Origin of the sequence: Streptomyces silvae (assembly GCF_016745505.1) — a bacterium.
GTDB classification, from domain to species: domain Bacteria; phylum Actinomycetota; class Actinomycetes; order Streptomycetales; family Streptomycetaceae; genus Streptomyces; species Streptomyces silvae.
This window is the reverse complement of sequence record NZ_JAERUC010000092.1, coordinates 28,612-44,477: the sequence shown is the minus strand read 5'-3', so window position 1 is coordinate 44,477 and position 15,866 is coordinate 28,612. Positions and strand designations below refer to the sequence as shown.

General features: G+C 73.0%; 15 protein-coding genes and 1 pseudogene. 10 read left to right on the top strand and 6 right to left on the bottom strand.

Translation table 11 applies throughout. The annotated features are described in order from the left end of the window. Window positions 1–190: 190 nt before the first annotated feature. A complete protein-coding gene (locus JKV81_RS14445; protein ID WP_124276777.1) occupies window positions 191–1,186 on the bottom strand; it encodes a small ribosomal subunit Rsm22 family protein in 996 nt (331 codons plus the stop codon). 184 nt (window positions 1,187–1,370) lie between these two features. Here JKV81_RS14445 and JKV81_RS14440 point away from each other — a divergent pair, with 184 nt between their 5' ends. Continuing rightward, window positions 1,371–2,684: a hypothetical protein gene (locus JKV81_RS14440; RefSeq protein WP_202076247.1), complete on the top strand. Its 1,314-nt coding sequence runs from the start codon at window positions 1,371–1,373 to the stop codon at window positions 2,682–2,684. 67 nt (window positions 2,685–2,751) lie between these two features. On the opposite strand, the gene JKV81_RS14435 is transcribed toward JKV81_RS14440, so the two are convergent. After that, on the bottom strand, window positions 2,752–4,143 hold the full coding sequence (locus tag JKV81_RS14435) for a multidrug effflux MFS transporter (protein ID WP_129262469.1): 1,392 nt from the start codon (window positions 4,141–4,143) through the stop codon (window positions 2,752–2,754). 84 nt (window positions 4,144–4,227) lie between these two features. On the opposite strand from JKV81_RS14435, the gene JKV81_RS14430 reads away from it, so the two are divergent. Continuing rightward, a complete protein-coding gene (locus tag JKV81_RS14430; protein ID WP_202076246.1) occupies window positions 4,228–5,235 on the top strand; it encodes a Gfo/Idh/MocA family protein in 1,008 nt (335 codons plus the stop codon). Between the two features lie 22 nt (window positions 5,236–5,257). On the opposite strand, the gene JKV81_RS14425 is transcribed toward JKV81_RS14430, so the two are convergent. Further along, window positions 5,258–6,925, bottom strand: a complete 1,668-nt coding sequence (locus JKV81_RS14425; protein ID WP_202076245.1) for an alkaline phosphatase D family protein — start codon at window positions 6,923–6,925, stop codon at window positions 5,258–5,260. Between the two features lie 142 nt (window positions 6,926–7,067). Here JKV81_RS14425 and JKV81_RS14420 point away from each other — a divergent pair, with 142 nt between their 5' ends. From JKV81_RS14420 to JKV81_RS14405, 4 genes are all read left to right on the top strand, one after another. Next, the gene (locus JKV81_RS14420; protein WP_129262475.1) at window positions 7,068–7,823 is read left to right on the top strand and encodes an SDR family oxidoreductase; all 756 of its coding nucleotides are present in this window, start codon (window positions 7,068–7,070) and stop codon (window positions 7,821–7,823) included. Window positions 7,824–7,980: 157 nt separating this feature from the next. Further along, window positions 7,981–8,445 (top strand): lamin tail domain-containing protein, encoded by a 465-nt coding sequence (locus JKV81_RS14415; RefSeq protein WP_129262477.1) that lies wholly within the window; start codon window positions 7,981–7,983, stop codon window positions 8,443–8,445. Between the two features lie 149 nt (window positions 8,446–8,594). Further along, window positions 8,595–9,449, top strand: coding sequence for a PhzF family phenazine biosynthesis protein (locus JKV81_RS14410; protein ID WP_202076244.1), 855 nt, complete (start codon window positions 8,595–8,597; stop codon window positions 9,447–9,449). 113 nt (window positions 9,450–9,562) lie between these two features. Beyond that, window positions 9,563–10,360 (top strand): SAM-dependent methyltransferase, encoded by a 798-nt coding sequence (locus JKV81_RS14405; RefSeq protein ID WP_129262482.1) that lies wholly within the window; start codon window positions 9,563–9,565, stop codon window positions 10,358–10,360. Between the two features lie 53 nt (window positions 10,361–10,413). Here JKV81_RS14405 and JKV81_RS14400 read toward each other — a convergent pair. After that, window positions 10,414–11,245: pseudogene (locus JKV81_RS14400) on the bottom strand (aldo/keto reductase). Between the two features lie 58 nt (window positions 11,246–11,303). After that, window positions 11,304–11,930: a TetR/AcrR family transcriptional regulator gene (locus tag JKV81_RS14395; RefSeq protein WP_202076238.1), complete on the bottom strand. Its 627-nt coding sequence runs from the start codon at window positions 11,928–11,930 to the stop codon at window positions 11,304–11,306. Between the two features lie 182 nt (window positions 11,931–12,112). On the opposite strand from JKV81_RS14395, the gene JKV81_RS14390 reads away from it, so the two are divergent. Together JKV81_RS14390 and JKV81_RS14385 are read left to right on the top strand one after the other, a co-directional pair. Further along, window positions 12,113–12,694 (top strand): GNAT family N-acetyltransferase, encoded by a 582-nt coding sequence (locus tag JKV81_RS14390; RefSeq protein ID WP_202076236.1) that lies wholly within the window; start codon window positions 12,113–12,115, stop codon window positions 12,692–12,694. A gap of 78 nt (window positions 12,695–12,772) precedes the next feature. Further along, window positions 12,773–13,675 (top strand): glycosyltransferase family 2 protein, encoded by a 903-nt coding sequence (locus JKV81_RS14385; protein ID WP_202076234.1) that lies wholly within the window; start codon window positions 12,773–12,775, stop codon window positions 13,673–13,675. A gap of 38 nt (window positions 13,676–13,713) precedes the next feature. On the opposite strand, the gene JKV81_RS14380 is transcribed toward JKV81_RS14385, so the two are convergent. Continuing rightward, window positions 13,714–14,226 (bottom strand): GNAT family N-acetyltransferase, encoded by a 513-nt coding sequence (locus JKV81_RS14380; protein WP_202076233.1) that lies wholly within the window; start codon window positions 14,224–14,226, stop codon window positions 13,714–13,716. 171 nt (window positions 14,227–14,397) lie between these two features. On the opposite strand from JKV81_RS14380, the gene JKV81_RS14375 reads away from it, so the two are divergent. Both JKV81_RS14375 and JKV81_RS14370 read left to right on the top strand, forming a co-directional pair. After that, complete coding sequence (locus JKV81_RS14375) at window positions 14,398–14,826, top strand: pyridoxamine 5'-phosphate oxidase family protein (protein ID WP_124276765.1); 429 nt, start codon at window positions 14,398–14,400, stop codon at window positions 14,824–14,826. A 73-nt stretch (window positions 14,827–14,899) separates the two neighbouring features. Then, the gene (locus JKV81_RS14370; protein ID WP_202076232.1) at window positions 14,900–15,667 is read left to right on the top strand and encodes an alpha/beta fold hydrolase; all 768 of its coding nucleotides are present in this window, start codon (window positions 14,900–14,902) and stop codon (window positions 15,665–15,667) included. Window positions 15,668–15,866: the final 199 nt, after the last annotated feature.

Here is a 15,866-nt window from a genome sequence, read left to right as displayed (position 1 = left end):
TCGTTTGGATCAGGCCGGATCAGGGAGCGGGGTCTGGTGCGTGCAGCTGCAAGGCGGAGGAGGGAGTCAACGCGGAGCGTTGCCGACTGACGACAGCGCCGCTGGGGGTCCCCCCTGCTCGAGCGAAGCCGAGAGCTCGGGGGAGGGCGTGCCAGACCCCGCGAGCCCGGCATGATCCAAACGAGAGGCCCTAACCCTCCTCGGGCGGCGGCCAGGCGTCGCCCCACGCGGTGTCCCGGGCGGCGCGGTAGAGCGCGCCGTGCCGCTTGGTGACCGTGGCGCGCCGCAGGCCCTCGTCCCGGGTGCAGAGCTCCAGCAGCACCTGCCCCTTGCGGATCTGCGGCCTGCGGGTGACGCGCGCGGTGGCGGGTGCGGTGGCGAACCGGGTCGCCACGACGTAGCTGAACTTCTCGTCCTCGTGGCTGAGCGAGCCTCCCTTGACCTGGCGGTGCAGGGAGGAGCGGCTGACCCGCGCCGAGAAGTGGCACCAGTCCGTGCCGCGCTCGATGGGGCACGCCTCGTCGTGGGGGCAGGGAGCGGCGACGCTCAGCCCCGCGGCGATCAGCCGGTCGCGGGCCTCGATGACACGCTCGTAGCCGTCGGGGGTGCCGGGCTCCACGATCACGACGGCCTGCGCGGCCGACGCCGCCGCGTCCACGACGGCGGCCCGGTCTCCCGGGGTGAGCTCCTTGAGCACGTACGAGACGGTCACCAGGTCCGCGGGCGCCGGGGCCGGTGACACACCGATCCGCGCCCGCTCCCAGGTGGCCTCCCGGAGCGCGGGGATGCCGGAGGCCCCGGCCAGCTCACGGCCGAGCGCGAGGGCCGGCTCGGACCAGTCCAGGACCGTCGTCCGCGGCCCGTCCCAGGCTCCGGCGACGGCCCAGCTCGCCGCGCCCGTGCCGCCCCCGATGTCCGTGTGGGTGGCCGGGACCCAGTCCGGGGCGGCCTCGCGGAGTGCAGCGAGGCAGGACCGTACGGCCTCGAACGTGGCGGGCATCCGGTACGCGGCGTACGCGGCGACGTCCGAGCGGTTCCGCAGGATCGGGGCGTCGGTGGGGGTGGTCCCGCGGTAGCTGGCGATCAGCCGGTCGACGGCCTGCGCGGCCTGCGTCGGGGGCAGCCCGTCGAGCAGGGCGGCCAGCGCGGCACGCAGGGCTTCCGCGGTGGGGAGGGAGGCGTTCACCGCCGAATTGTAGGCGCAGCGGGCCCCGCCCCCGCAGCCCGGTGCTCCGGTACGGAACCGGGACAGAACGGCTGCACCACCGAACTGCTCACCGGTAGGCGCCCGTTGCTACGCTGACCGACGCCGCGTCGGGGATCGCCCAGGGGCCGGACGGGTCGGGGGGACCATGCGACACGGGGGGACCATGCGACAGAGGATCGTACGTCTGGCTCTGGTGGGCGGGGTGCTCGTCCTCGCCCTGCTGCTGTTGCTCGCGACCTGCGGGGGCGGCGGGACGGGCGGAGGGGACGACGGCGAGCCGGAGAAGCCGGTGAAGAAGAGCACCGGCCCCGCGACCCGGCTGAACGTACCGCCGGAGTACACGACGGACCGCGGCTGGGAGGTCGTCGGCGTGGGGCCCGATTACGCCCTCTCGCACACGACGGGCCGGCTGGCGTATCTGGTGCGGGCCCCCGGACAGCGCTACCGGCTGCGGACCCTCGACACGGAGACCGGCCGCGCCGGGTGGAGCGGTGAGGCCTGGCGGCCCCCGGACCCGGCGGCCTTCCCGAAGCTGCTCACCGTCGCCAAGGACGACCGGCAGTTCTTCGTGACCTGGTCGTACGGGAAGACCGGCGACGGGCCGGCTCCGGCGGGGACCTTCGTCTCCCTCGACATGTACGACGTGGTGGACGGCGAGCGCCGGCGGGTCGAGGTGCCGTGGTCCGGGGCACCGACCGTCACGGCGACGGGGCCGGACATCCTGATCAGCGACGCCCGGGCGAACAGCGCGGTCGTGGACCCGGTCAGCGGCGCGGTGTCGGAGATCGCCGCGTCCGCGGTGGCGTATCCGGCGGGCTGCACGGCCTGCAAGCAGCTCACCGAGGTACGCGGGCAGACGGCGAAGGGCCTGCTGCTGAGCGGGGCGCGCGAATTCTGGGTGCGGGGCGGCTGGTTCAGCAGGAGGAACGCGCCGAAGGGCGCGAACCCGGCGACCGGGGTGCCGACCTCCGTGGCACCGGGGCTGATCCTCGCGAAGTGGCAGCTCGCCAAGGGGGCGAAGCGGGCCGCCACCCACCAGATGTGGGCGGTCCACGACGCGGTGAGCGGGAAGCCGGTCGCCACGGTGGAGTGCCACACCCCGGCCATAGAGCCGGGGCGCTACCCGCGGGCCGTCGTCTCACCGTCGGACACCTACCTGGTCGCGGGGAACCTGGCCTTCGACCTGAAGGCGAAGAAGGGGTTCTGCTACGAGGACAGGAGCGGTGCGGCGGCGCTGACGCTCGCGTCGGTGACGGACGGGGGCAGTGCCTACGGCGCGACGACCGCGCGTGACGCGGACGAGGCGCTGGAGGGCGACGGGGTCAACCCGGTCGTGATGAGCTTCACGACCTGGGACGTCGCGGAACTGCCCCCGAACACGCGGCTGCCGGAGGCGGAGGCCTCCGGCATCGGTCTGTTCCGCTGGACCGACCGCAAGGACCGGCTGCACCTGCTGGGCTATCCGCGGGTGGGCTGAGCGGGCGGCCCGGCCGTTCCTCACCGGCGGCCCGGCCGGACTTCACACCGGCCGGGCCGCTCCCGGCTCACGTCGTGAGCCGCTCCTGCGCGGCGCTCTTGTTCCGCCACGGCCGGCACAGCAGCAGGAAGCACGCCGTCGCGGACAGGGCGCAGACCACCTGCACCAGGGCCATCGGCACGGCGGTCTTCTCCCCGGCGATCCCGACCAGGGGCGAGGCGATGGCGCCGATCAGGAACTGGGACGTCCCCAGCAGCGCGGAGGCCGAGCCGGCCGCGTGCCTCGTCCGCATCAGGGCCTGGGTGTTGGTGTTGGGCATCGCCAGGCCCATCGCCGACATGAGCACGAACAGCCCGGCGGCCACCGGCACGAGGCCGACCTCGCCGAACACCCCGGAGGTCATCAGCAGCAGCGCGACCGCCGCGACGGTGATGACGGCGAGGCCGAAGCCGAGCGCCTTGTCCAGGCTGACCCGCCCGACGAGCAGCTTGCCGTTGATCTGGCCGACGGCGATCAGCCCGATGGAGTTGATCCCGAAGAGCAGGCTGAAGGTCTGCGGGGACGCCCCGTAGATCTCCTGGACGACGAACGGCGAGGCGCTCACATAGGCGAAGAGCGCGGCGAAGGCGAGGCTGCCCGCGACCATGTAGCCCGTGAACACCCGGTCGGCCAGCAGTCCGCGCATGGTGCGCAGCGCGTCACCGACACCGCCGGTGTGCCGCGCCTGGGCCGGGAGCGTCTCGTGGAGCCACTTCCAGACGACGAAGGTGAGCAGCACCCCGACGAAGGTGAGCACGACGAAGATGCCGCGCCAGTCGGTGAACTGGAGCACCTGGCCGCCGATCACCGGCGCGATGACGGGGGCGACCCCCGAGATCAGCATCAGGGTCGAGAAGAACCGTGCCATCTCGTCGCCGTCGTAGAGGTCGCGTACGACGGCCCGGGAGATCACGATGCCGGCGGCACCGGCGAGGCCCTGGAGGAGGCGGAAGCCGATGAGGAGTTCCGCGGTGGGGGCGACGGCGCAGATCGCGGTCGCGAGGACGTAGACGACCATGCCGAGGAGCAGCGGCGTGCGCCGGCCCCAGCGGTCGCTCATGGGGCCGACGACGAGCTGGCCGAGTGCCATGCCGGTGAGGCAGGCCGTCAGGGTGAGCTGGACCGTCGCGGCCGGTGCGTGCAGCGCGTCGGTGACCTCCGGGAGTGCCGGGAGGTACATGTCCATCGAGAGGGGCGGCAGTGCGGTGAGCCCGCCCAGCACGAGGGTGACCAGGAGTCCGGCCCGTCGTGCGGTGGTCGTGGAGGCGGCCGGGAGTCCCGGCGCGATGGGGGTGGAGATGGCCGGCACACCCGCAGCGGTGGGGGTGGCGGTGGCCTGGGCGCTGGGTGCGGCGCCCTTGTTGCTCGTCGGTATGTGCTCGTCTTCTTGCTGGGCCCGGCTCACGCCGTTGTCCGGCATCCTCGTCTCCGCTTCGTTGAATCCGCATCTATGCTCTCAGGTCAGTCGGAGTGGTCGATACCTTTTTGTGTGGGGCGGGCGGGCATGAGCGGGACTGTGCGTTGGGGTGTACTGGCGACGGGCGGCATAGCAGCGACCTTCACGGGGGACCTGCTGGCGATGAAGGACTCCGGGGCCGAGGTCGTGGCGGTCGCGTCCCGTACGGAGGCCTCCGCGCGGGCGTTCGCCGAGCGGTTCGGGATCGGCCGGGCGTACGGCAGCTGGGCGGAGCTCGTCGCCGACGACACCGTCGACGTCGTGTACGTCGCCACTCCGCACTCCGCGCACCGGGAGGCCGCCGGGCTCGCCCTGCAGGCCGGCAAGCACGTGCTGTGCGAGAAGGCGTTCACGCTGAACGCGCGGGAGGCGCGGGAGCTGGTGGATCTGGCCCGGGAGCGCGGGCTGTTCCTGATGGAAGCCATGTGGACGTACTGCAATCCGCTCATCCGCCGGATGACCGAGCTGGTGCGGGACGGCGCGATCGGTGAGATCCGCACGGTGCAGGCCGACTTCGGCTTCGCGGGTGCCTTCGGGGCGGAGCACCGGCTGCGCGATCCCGCGCTGGGCGGCGGCGCGCTGCTGGACCTCGGGGTGTACCCGGTGTCGTTCGCGCAGCTGCTGCTGGGTGAGCCGGACCGGGTGCAGGCGGACGCGCTGCTGTCCCCGGAGGGCGTCGACCTGAACACCGGGATGCTGCTGGGCTGGGACTCGGGCGCCACGGCGCTGCTGAGCTGTTCGATCGTCGGGGACCTGCCGACCGTCGCGTCGGTGACGGGCACGGCGGGGCGGATCGACTTCCCGCAGGGCTTCTTCCACCCGGAGCACTTCGTCCTGCACCGGCCGGGCCGGGAGCCCGAGAAGGTCGTCACGGGTCCGGGCCCGCAGGGCCTTTCGGGCATGCAGTACGAGGCGGCGGAGGTGACGCGCGCCCTGCTGGCCGGTGAGAAGGAGTCGCCGCTGGTGCCGCTGGAGGGGTCGCTCGCCGTGATGCGGACGCTCGACGCGGTACGTGACCGGGTCGGCGTCCGCTATCCGGCGGACGACCGCGCCTGACCTCGTGGGCCGGGGGGCCGGGTTACGCGGGGGTGAGCCCCGGGTTCCCGGCCTCGGTCACGAAGGAGGCGGCCGTGGCGACCGGCGCACCCGGTGTGGTGACCGCCGGGACCGTACGGAAGTCGGCGCGCGCCTGCTGCGTGCCGAGGGTGACGAGGGCGTAGCCGCGGCGGCCGTTGTAGAACTTCATGTGCGGGTTGGCCCGGGTCAGGTTGTCCCAGTTGGCCGGCTTCTCGGAGCCGTCCTTGCCGCTGGCGATGGAGGTGGCGACGACCTCCGTGCCGACGGTCCGGGAGGCCGGGTCGTCGAAGTCCTTCTTGAGGTCGAAGCCGTAGCCGACGTGCACGTCTCCGGTGAGGACCATCAGGTTCTCGATCCCGGCGGCCTCGGCACCGTCCATGACGCGCTGCCGGGAGGCGGGGTAGCCGTCCCAGGAGTCCATGGACAGCTTGTAGGCGTCGCCGGGTACATCGCGCCGCTGGGCGAAGGTGACCTGCTGCGGGACGACGTTCCACCGGGCGGCGGAGGCCTTCCAGCCGTCGATCAGCCAGCGCTCCTGGGCGGCGCCCGTCATGGTGCGCGACGGGTCCTCGGACTCGGGTCCGGGGACCTTCCAGCCGTCGCCGTACGCCTGGTTGCTGCGGTACTGGCGGGTGTCGAGGATGTCGAACTGGGCGAGCCGGCCGAAGCGCAGCCGGCGGTAGAGCCGCATGTCGGGGCCGGTGGGGCGCTGCGGGGTGCGCAGCGGCTGGTTCTCCCAGTACGCGCGGTAGGCGGCGGCCCTGCGCAGCAGGAACTCCTCCGGGGGGACGCTGTTCTCCGGGGTGTCTCCCGCGTAGTTGTTCTCGGTCTCGTGGTCGTCCCAGGTGACGACGAAGGGGTGCGCGGCGTGGGCGGCGCGCAGGTCCGGGTCGGACTTGTAGAGGCCGTACCGCATGCGGTAGTCCTCCAGCGTGAGCGTCTCCCGGTTGAAGTGGTCCGGCAGGACGCGGTCGGTGTAGCCGCGGGCGCCGCCGGTGGCGGTGACGGCGTACTCGTAGAGGTAGTCGCCGAGGTGGAAGACCACGTCGACGTCCTCGTCCGCGAGGTGCTGGTAGGCGGTGAAGTAGCCGTCGTGGTATGCCTGGCAGGAGACGGCGGCCAGGCTCAGGGAGCTGTTGCGGGCGTTGCGGGCGGGGGCGGTGCGGGTGCGGCCGGTGGGGCTGGTCCAGCTGCCGGCGCGGAAGCGGTAGTAGAAGTTCCGGTCGGAGTCGAGGCCGTCCACGTCGACGTGGACGCTGTGTCCGAACTCCGGGTGGGCGGTCGCGGATCCGCGCCGGACGATCCGCCGGAAGCGCTCGTCCCCGGCGATCTCCCAGCGGACCTCGACGCGCCGGGCGGGCAGCCCGCCGTCGGCCTCGTAGGGGCGGGGCGCGAGTCTCGTCCACAGGAGGACGGACGACGGCAACGGGTCCCCGGACGCCACCCCGAGCGTGAAGGGGTCCTCGGTGATCTTCCGGGTGTCGAGCTCGGCGGCCGCCGCCGTGCCCGCACCGGGCAGGCCGACCGCGAAGGCCAGCGCGGCGGCGGCGCCGGTGACCGTGAGGAAACGGCGCCGGCCCACGCCGGATCCGATCCTCTGCGCGGCGAGGCGCAGCTCGGCGGAATGGCCGTGCTGACCGGGCGTCCTGCTGATCTGTGCGGGTGTCATATGCCCCTCCCCTGCCGGATGTTGTCAGAGGCATTGGAGTGCGGGGCGACGACGTCCCGTCGGCGCGTACACCACATCCGTATGGCGGTGCGATGAGCACCGGGTGCCGGCCGCCGTGAAACCTCCCGTACGCTGCCGGGCCATGAACGCTGAGCAGAGAATCGCTGTCGTCACAGGTGCCGGATCGGGGATCGGCCGGGCCGTCGCGCTCACCCTCACGGGTGCGGGCTGGACGGTGGCCCTGGCGGGGCGGCGGGCCGGGGCGCTGGAGGAGACGGCCGCCGCGGCCGGCCCGGGCGCCACGGTGTGCCTGCCCACCGATGTGGGCGACCCGGACTCGGTGGCCGCGCTCTTCGCCTCCGTACGGGAGGGTTTCGGGCGGCTGGACCTGCTGTTCAACAACGCGGGGACGTTCGGGCCCGGGGCGACGCCCGTCGAGGACCTCGCGTACGAGGACTGGCGGACGGTGGTGGACGTCAATCTGACGGGGACGTTCCTGTGCGCGCAGGCGGCGTACCGCCTGATGAAGGAGCAGGACCCGCAGGGCGGCCGGATCATCAACAACGGCTCCGTCTCGGCCCATGCGCCGCGCCCGCACTCCGTCGCCTACACGGCGACCAAGCACGCGGTGACGGGCCTGACGAAGTCGCTGTCGCTGGACGGGCGGCCGTACCGGATCGCCTGCGGGCAGATCGACATCGGCAACGCGGCCACCGAGATGACCGAGCGCATGAGTACGGGGATCCTCCAGGCCAACGGCGAGCTGGCCGCCGAGCCGGTCATGGCCGCGGACGACGTGGCCCGGACGGTCCTGCACATGGCGGAGCTGCCGCTGGAGGCCAATGTGCAGTTCGCGACGGTGATGGCGACCGCCATGCCGTACGTCGGCCGAGGCTGATCCACTTCACCCCACGCTTGCCCGGAACGCATCGGAACGCGCTGTAACTCGCTCTCGAATGACAGAATTTGCGAGTTTCCCGCGATGCGTCCGGGCAAGCGCGTGCTGCCCGTATGCTACTGACCTTCACCGGATGTACACAGAAGGACCACACAGCATGCGCATACGCACCGCCGCGCCCCTCGCCCTGGCCGCCGCCACCGCACTGGCCGGCTCGCTCCTCGCCTCGGTCCCGGCCTCCGCGGCCTCCCACCAGGGCGGGCTGCACCTGGGCAAGATCCAGTACGACAGCCCCGGCAAGGACACCCGGACGAACACGTCCCTGGTCGCCGAGTACGTGGACATCCACAACAACGGCAAGTCCAAGCTCCAGCTCAAGGGCTACAAGCTGAAGGACAACACCGGCTACACGTACACCTTCCCGAGCTTCGGCATCGCGGCGGGGAAGACGGTCCGGGTCCACACCGGCAAGGGCAAGAACTCCGCAGCCCACGTGTACTGGAACCGCGGCTCGTACGTCTGGAACAACACCGGCGACAAGGCCCGGCTGATCAAGCCGAGCGGTGCGCTCCTGGACTCCTGCTCCTGGGGCAAGGGCACCGGCGTGAAGGTCTGCCACTGACCGCAGTGAAAGGGGCCGCCGCGGCCGGGGGGTCCGTGGGAGCGGCCAGGGGTGGTGGTCCGGGGGTCAGGACCCGGGCCACCACCCCGCGGGCACGCTCGTGGGCGTGGGCGGGAATGAGCGGCGACGCCTCCCGGTTGACCTGCGACATGAGCACACACGCCGACTCCGAGGTCCTCCGGTACACCGCGTTCTCCGCCGATCCCGAGGGGGGCAACCCGGCGGGTGTCGTGCTGGACGCCTCCGGACTCGACGACGCGGCGATGCTCGCCGTCGCCGTGGAGCTGGGGTACAGCGAGTCGGCGTTCCTCACCGCCTCGGACGGCCGCGGCGGGCACACGGTCCGCTACTTCAGCCCGAAGGCCGAGGTCCCCTTCTGCGGTCACGCCACGGTGGCCACCGCCCTCGCGCTCGCCGAGCGGGACGGCCCGGGCGATCTGGTGTTCTCCACCCTCGCGGGCCAGGTCCCGGTCAGCGTCGTACACGAGGACGGCGAGCTGCGCGCCACCCTGACCAGCGTCGAACCGCACACCGAGGACGCCGCCCCCGAGGACGTGGCCGAGGCGCTGGCCGCGCTGGACTGGCCGGCCGCCGATCTGGACCCGGCGCTGCCGCCCCGTATCGCCTACGCGGGCGCCCGCCACCTGGTGCTGGCCGCCGCGACCCGGGAACGGCTCGCGGACCTGTCGTACGACTTCGCCCGGCTGGAGGCCCTCATGCAGCGGCTCGGCCTGACGACCGTGCAGCTGGTGTGGCGGGAGTCGGCCACGGTCTTCCACGTCCGCGACCCGTTCCCGGTCGGCGGCGTCGTCGAGGACCCGGCGACGGGCGCCGCGGCGGCGGCCTTCGGGGCGTACGCGCGCGAGCTCGGGCTGGTCCCGCACGACGCGGTGCTCACGCTGCACCAGGGCGCCGACATGGGCCGGCCCGGCACCCTCACCGTCGGGCTGCGGACGGGTGACCCGCGGGTCAGGGTGACCGGAACGGGTACCCGGATCGGCTGAGGGATCCCTCCGCGCTCCGGGGCCAACCTGCTTATGCTTCCGGCAGGTTGATCAATTGCTCGACATCCCGTCCTCGTACGGCCGGTGATGCCGCATCGGAGAACGGGACGGACATGACCTCCATCGACATCGACACCACCAAGCCGCACCCCGCACGGCTGTACGACTGGTACCTCGGCGGCAAGGACAACTACCCGGTGGACGAGGAGCTGGGCAGACGGCTGACCGCCTTCGCCCCCGTCATACCGGTGATGGCCCGCATGAACCGGGCGTTCACCCACCGGGCCACCCGGTGGCTCGCCGGTCAGGGGATCCGTCAGTTCCTGGACATCGGCACGGGGATCCCGACCGAACCCAACCTCCACCAGGTGGCCCAGACGACCGTCCCGGACGCCCGGGTCGTGTACTGCGACAACGACCCCGTCGTCCTCAGCCACGCACAGGCCCTGCTCAACGGCTCCGACGAGGGCGCGCTCGGTTACGTACAGGCCGACGCCCGGGAGACGGACCGCATCCTGGCCGAGGCGGCCGGGGTCCTCGACCTCGGCCGCCCGGTCGCCCTCTCCCTGAACGCGCTGCTGCACTTCCTGAGCGACGAGATGGGGGCGTACGAGGTGGTGGAACAGCTCACGGCCGCGCTGGCCCCGGGGAGCTACCTGGTGATCTCGCACCTCACCCCGGACTTCCACCCCGAGGAGGCGTCGCAGAAGGTCCGCGACATGTACAAGGCCAACGGCCTCACCCTGGACATGCGCGACCGCGACCGCTTCACCCGCTTCTTCGACGGGCTCGACCTGGTCGCCCCCGGTGTCGTGGCCGCCGAGGAGTGGCACCCGGAACTCGGCGAACCGGTCCCGGGCCAGGAGAGCGCGCACAGCGGGGAGTACGTGGCGGTCGCCCGGAAGGGCTGACCTGGGGACGGCCCGGCCTCGCGCACGGCAGCGGCAGCAGCAGCAGCGGCAGCTCAGGCGAGCAGGGCGGCCACCTCCTCCAGCTGCGCGGGCCGCAGCGGGCCGTGGGTGAGGGCCGCCGCGTTCTCCTCGGCCTGGGCGACCGTACGGAAGACGGGGATCGGCACCGCCCGCCCGCTGCGGGCCCACAGCCAGCCGAGGGCCCCCTGGGCGAGCGTGCGGCCGTCGGCGGTCAGCACCTCGCGTACGGCCTCGACCCGTGCCGCCCAGTGCCGCGCCGGGACCCCGCCCTGTTCGTACCAGCTCAGCCAGGCGGGCGGGGTGGACCGGAGGTCGCCCGCGGCGGCCCGCCGGCCCGGATCGCGGGCGCCGGTGAGGAGGCCCATGGCCAGCGGGCTCCGGATGAAACTGAACAGGCCCCGCTCCTCGCTGAGATTCAGCATCCCGGGGGCGTCCTCCAGCACATTGCAGGCGTGCTGGACGGCCGCGCAGTGCTCACCGTCGGCGAAGAGCGCGGCACGCTCCGGGTCGTCGGTGCTCCACCCGTAGGCCCTGATCAGCCCCTCCGCCACGAACTCCTCGCAGGCGTCGCGCAGTTCGGGCGATGACGGCCTCGTCCCGCCGGCCCGCGAGCGCCCTGCCCAGCACGCGTTCGCTGTGCCCGGCCCCGTACACGTCCGCGGTGTCGAAGAACGTGACGCCGAGGTCGAGCGCCCGGCGGACCGCGGCCACCGACTCGTCGTCGTCGACCTTGCCCCAGCCGAGCGGGCTGCCGTCGGGGGCCGACCACTCCCCGCCGATCGCCCAGCACCCGAAGCCGAGCGCACCGGCCTCGAACCCGCCGCGGCCCTGCGTCCTCTTCCGTCGATCCATGTCTGTCTGCATGGGCGCAGAAGCTACGAGTTGGAGTGCACGAGAAGTCAAGCGCGGCCCCCTCCGGGCCTCAGCGCGCGTACACGCCCGCCCGCGCGGCCACCGCCGCCGCTTCGGCCGCGCGGTCGGCGACCGTCTCGTCGAGGGGGTCGCCGCTGGCGAGCAGCCGGTAGTAGAGGGGGGCCGACACGGCGCGGATCACCTCCCGGGCGTCGGTCCCCGGCGGCAGGTCACCCCGGGCGACCGCCGCGTCGACGCAGCCCGCCCACTCCTCGATGCGGACCGCGTAGAAGCGGTGCAGGGCCTCGGCCGTCCGGTCGTCGCACGTCGCCGCCGCGACGACCGCGGTGAAGAGGGGGCCCTGGCGCGGGTCGGTCAGCGTCCGCACCACCAGCCGTGCGTTGGACCGCAGGTCCTCGTCCAGGGACCCGGTGTCCGTGCGCGGCACGGACTGCTCGGCCATCTCCGTCAGCAGGTCGGCGACCAGTCCCGCCGCGGTGGACCAGCGCCGGTAGACCGTCGTCTTGCCGACCTCGGCGCGGCGGGCGACGTCGGCGAGATCGAGCCGGTCGAAGCCCTGCTCGACCAGGGCGTCACCGGCCGCGCGCAGCACGGCCTCCCGCACCCGGGCCGTGCGCCCGCCGGGCCGGACCGTGCCCGGCTCGACGTCCACCGCGTCCCCTGCCCCTGGCTCCATCGGTGTCTCCCGTTCCGCCGACCGGCTGCCGACCGCCCTTGTCCTGCCACGACCGCACCATTTTAACGGAACCATGGGGCCGTTAGCTCTTCCCGTAGCTATGCACCGGGGGTGTTCTCCGGGCGGTCCGGTGGGTGAGTCGGGCCCGGGTCGCGGGAGGTGGGCGCGGCAGGATGACGGGCATGGCACAACCGCTGACCGTCCCCAGCATGACCGCCGGAGCCGACTTCGTCCTTCGGCCCTGGGAGATGAGCGATCTGCCCCTCGTCCGCGAGGCGGCCCAGGACGACTACATCCCGCTGGTCACCACGATCCCCTCGCCGTACTCCGACGAGGCGGCCGAGGCCTACGTCAGGCGCCAGTGGGAGCGGGCGGCGCGCGGGCAGGGCTATCCGTTCGCCATCGCGCGCACCCGGGACCGGCGGCCCGTCGGCTCCATCGGGCTCTGGCTGACGGACGTGGCGCAGGGCCGGGCCACACTCGGCTACTGGATGACGGCCCCGGTGCGCGGCCAGGGCGTCGCGGGGGCGGCCCTGCGCACGGTCACCACCTGGGCCCTGCACGAGCTGCGCATCCCCCGGGTGCAGCTCCTCGTCGAGCCGTGGAACACGGCCTCGGTACGGACGGCCGAGAGCGCCGGTTACCGGCGCGAGGGCCTAATGCGCGGCTGGCAGGAGATCGGCGGCCGGCGCCGGGACATGCTGATGTACGCGCAGCTGAACGGCGACCGTCCTTCCGGTGACCGGGCCCCCGCCGGCGCCTGAACACCGGACGTTACGATCGCGGGCACCGCGGTGTACCGCGGTGCCCGATCCACCGAAATCACCCGGGAGAGCCGAGCCTTGTCCGAACCACGCATCGGCGTATCCGTCGTGACCATGGGAGACCGCCCGCAGCAGGTCGAGGCCCTCCTGGCGTCGGTGGCCATGCAGGACGTGCGCCCCGCCCGGGTGGTCGTCGTCGGCAACGGCTCACCGCTCCCCGACTACGGCTCCTTCCCCGGCCTGGAGGACCTGGCCGGCGGCGTCACGATGCTCGAACTCGACGAGAACCTCGGCTGCCCCGGCGGCCGTAACGAGGCCCTGGAGGCACTCGCCGGCTTCGGTGACGTGGACGTGGTGATCGAGCTGGACGACGACGGACTCCTGGTGGACAAGGACGTCTTCCGTACGGTCCAGGAGCTGTACGCCGCCGACCCGGACCTCGGCATCGTCGGCTTCCGCATCGCCGACGAGCACGGCGAGACCCAGCGCCGGCACGTCCCGCGGCTGCGCGCCAAGGACCCGATGCGCCCCGGCCCGGTCACCGCCTTCCTCGGCGGCGGCCACGCGCTGTCGATGCGGATGCTCGCCGAGACGGGGCCCTGGCCGGCCGAGTTCTTCTTCACGCACGAGGAGACGGACCTGTCCTGGCGGGCACTGGACGCGGGCTGGAAGATCCTCTACGAGCCCGGCCTGCTGCTCCAGCACCCCAGGACGTCCCCGGCCCGGCACGCGGTCTACTACCGCATGACCGCCCGCAACCGCGTCTGGCTGGCGCGCCGCAACCTGCCCCTCCCCCTGGTCCCCGCCTACCTCGGCACCTGGATCCTGCTCACCGCCGCCCGCACCCGCTCGGCCTCCGGGCTGCGCGCCTGGGGTGCGGGCTTCGCCGAGGGGGTGCGCACCGAGTGCGGCGTACGGAAGCCGATGCGCTGGCGCACGGTGTGGCGGATGACGCGCCTGGGCCGCCCGCCGGTCATCTGATCGCTCGGGCGGCCCCGGGCTGCCGGTCTTCCGGACGCTCAGACCGGCCCGGCGGTCCCGCGGCTGCCGGAGCCGTCGGCCGGCCGGCCCGCCGCCGTCCACCGGTACAGCACGTCCGGCTCCCTCTCCTCGTTGCGGCCGCCGTCGTCGTACGCCTCGGCGACGAAGCCGTGCCGCTCGTAGAAGGCGCGCGCGGCGGCATTGCGCCGGAACGTGTACAGGCTCAGCTCCCCGCGCGAGGCCTCCTTCGCCCGCTCCAGCAGCAGCGTGCCGATGCCCCGCCGCCGGACGTCGGGGCGCAGATAGAGCTGGTCGAGCTCGCCCCCGTCCAGGGAGGCGAACCCGAGCAGCTCCCCCGCCTCCCCCTCGGCCACCCATGTCCTGCCGCCGGGCAGCAGGACATGGGTGATCCAGGCGAGCGTGTCCGCGTCGCTGTGCACCCGGGGCAGATACGGCAGCGCGGCGGCCCGCGAGGCGAGGTAGACCCGGGTGACCTCCTCCGCGTCCCCGGCGGTCGCCTCCCGCAGCCGTACGGATGTGTCCTGAGCCATGCCGTCGCTCCCCCTTCGCCGGTGAACGCCCAGGTATACCAAGGCCGTCCGCCGGTACCGCGCCCGGAACACGCGGACCGGGAGGGCGTGTGACTCCCCCGCCGGGCCGGGGAGGGCGTTGCATAATGCGGCCCTGAGGCAACACCGACCGCCCACCTGAGGAGCCCGACCATGGCTTTGACCCGTACGGAGCGCGAGCTGTTCCTGGCCGAACCGCACATCGCCGCACTCGCGGTGGACGCACCGGAGGAGGGCCGGGCCCCGCTCACCGTGCCGATCTGGTACCAGTACGCGCCCGGCGGCGACCTGTGGGTCATGACGGGGCGCGACTCCCGCAAGGGGACCGCCATCGCCGCCGCCGGCCGCTTCAGCATCATGGTGGAGCGCGTCTCGCCGACCATCCGCTACGTCTCCGTCGAGGGCCCGGTCGTCGCCACGCTCCCCGCCACCCGCGAGCAGCTGGTGGAGATCTCGTCGCGCTACCTCCCCGCCGAGAAGGTCGCGGGTTACGTCGACTTCGCCTGGAAGGAGCACGGCGAGCAGGTCGTCATCCACATGCGCCCGCAGCGCTGGCTCAGCTCGGACCTGGGCCAGGTCTGACCCGGCGTCATACGGCCGGGTCCCCGGCGGCTACGCTCACCTCCCACCCGGCCACGACCCCAGGGAGCAGAGAGTGCGCGACGCCGCCGTCACAGCGGAGGGTGGCCGGATCCGCTGGGCCGAACTGCCCGGCCGGGAGCCCACCCGCGTCTATGTGCACGGGCTCGGGGCCACCTCGCCCGCGTACTTCGCGGCGACCGCCTCCCATCCCGCGCTCGCCGGCCACCGCTCGCTGCTCGTCGACCTGATGGGCCACGGCATCAGCGACCGGCCGACGGGTTTCGACTACACCCTGGAATCGCACGCCGATGCCCTGGCCGCCGCGCTCGGCGGGGCCGGGGTCACCGGCGCCGAGGTGATCGCGCACAGCATGGGAGGCTCGGTCGCCCTCGTCCTGGCGTCCCGCCATCCGCACCTGGTCTCCCGTCTGGTCCTGGCCGACGCCAACCTCGACCCGGTCACACCCGCGATCGGCGCACCGGGCAGCGCGGGGATCGCCGCGTACACGGAGCAGGAGTTCCTCCGGGGCGGCTGGGAGCAGGTGCGGGACCGGGCGGGAGCCCACTGGTGGGCGACGATGCGCCTGGCGGGCCGGGAGGCCCTGTACCGCAGCGCGGTCCACCTCGCCCGTGGGACCTCCCCCATGATGCGTGAGCTGCTGCTGCGCCTGACCATTCCCCGGGCCTTCCTCTTCCCCGAGGCCGACGGTCCGCTCGCGGGGGCCGGGGAGCTCCGGAGCGCGGGTGTCACCGTGGTCCCGGTCCCCGACTGCGGGCACAACATCATGCTGGACAACCCCGAGGCGTTCGTCCGGGCCACCGCGGCGGCCCTGAGCGGCTGACGGCTGCCCGGGATCCGGTTCGGGACCAGGTGCCTGCGCAGGATCAGGTTCCGGTTCGGATCAGGTTCCCGTTCCGGTTCGGGTCCCGGCCGGCGATGCTGAACGCGTCGTTCCGGAAGATTTCCTTCGAGCGGATCTTGTTGCATAGATCGTTTAGGGTCTGGGCAGCATCAGGGCGCACATGATGAGCCGTCAATTC

Excerpts from the sequence above, each read along its gene's own strand:
- JKV81_RS14440 (WP_202076247.1), top strand. The coding sequence starts at position 1,371 with ATGCGACAGAGGATCGTACGTCTGGCTCTGGTGGGCGGGGTGCTCGTC.
- JKV81_RS14435 (WP_129262469.1), bottom strand. The coding sequence starts at position 4,143 with ATGCCGGACAACGGCGTGAGCCGGGCCCAGCAAGAAGACGAGCACATA.
- JKV81_RS14430 (WP_202076246.1), top strand. The coding sequence starts at position 4,228 with ATGAGCGGGACTGTGCGTTGGGGTGTACTGGCGACGGGCGGCATAGCA.
- JKV81_RS14425 (WP_202076245.1), bottom strand. The coding sequence starts at position 6,925 with ATGACACCCGCACAGATCAGCAGGACGCCCGGTCAGCACGGCCATTCC.
- JKV81_RS14420 (WP_129262475.1), top strand. The coding sequence starts at position 7,068 with ATGAACGCTGAGCAGAGAATCGCTGTCGTCACAGGTGCCGGATCGGGG.
- JKV81_RS14415 (WP_129262477.1), top strand. The coding sequence starts at position 7,981 with ATGCGCATACGCACCGCCGCGCCCCTCGCCCTGGCCGCCGCCACCGCA.
- JKV81_RS14410 (WP_202076244.1), top strand. The coding sequence starts at position 8,595 with ATGAGCACACACGCCGACTCCGAGGTCCTCCGGTACACCGCGTTCTCC.
- JKV81_RS14405 (WP_129262482.1), top strand. The coding sequence starts at position 9,563 with ATGACCTCCATCGACATCGACACCACCAAGCCGCACCCCGCACGGCTG.
- JKV81_RS14395 (WP_202076238.1), bottom strand. The coding sequence starts at position 11,930 with ATGGAGCCAGGGGCAGGGGACGCGGTGGACGTCGAGCCGGGCACGGTC.
- JKV81_RS14390 (WP_202076236.1), top strand. The coding sequence starts at position 12,113 with ATGGCACAACCGCTGACCGTCCCCAGCATGACCGCCGGAGCCGACTTC.
- JKV81_RS14380 (WP_202076233.1), bottom strand. The coding sequence starts at position 14,226 with ATGGCTCAGGACACATCCGTACGGCTGCGGGAGGCGACCGCCGGGGAC.
- JKV81_RS14375 (WP_124276765.1), top strand. The coding sequence starts at position 14,398 with ATGGCTTTGACCCGTACGGAGCGCGAGCTGTTCCTGGCCGAACCGCAC.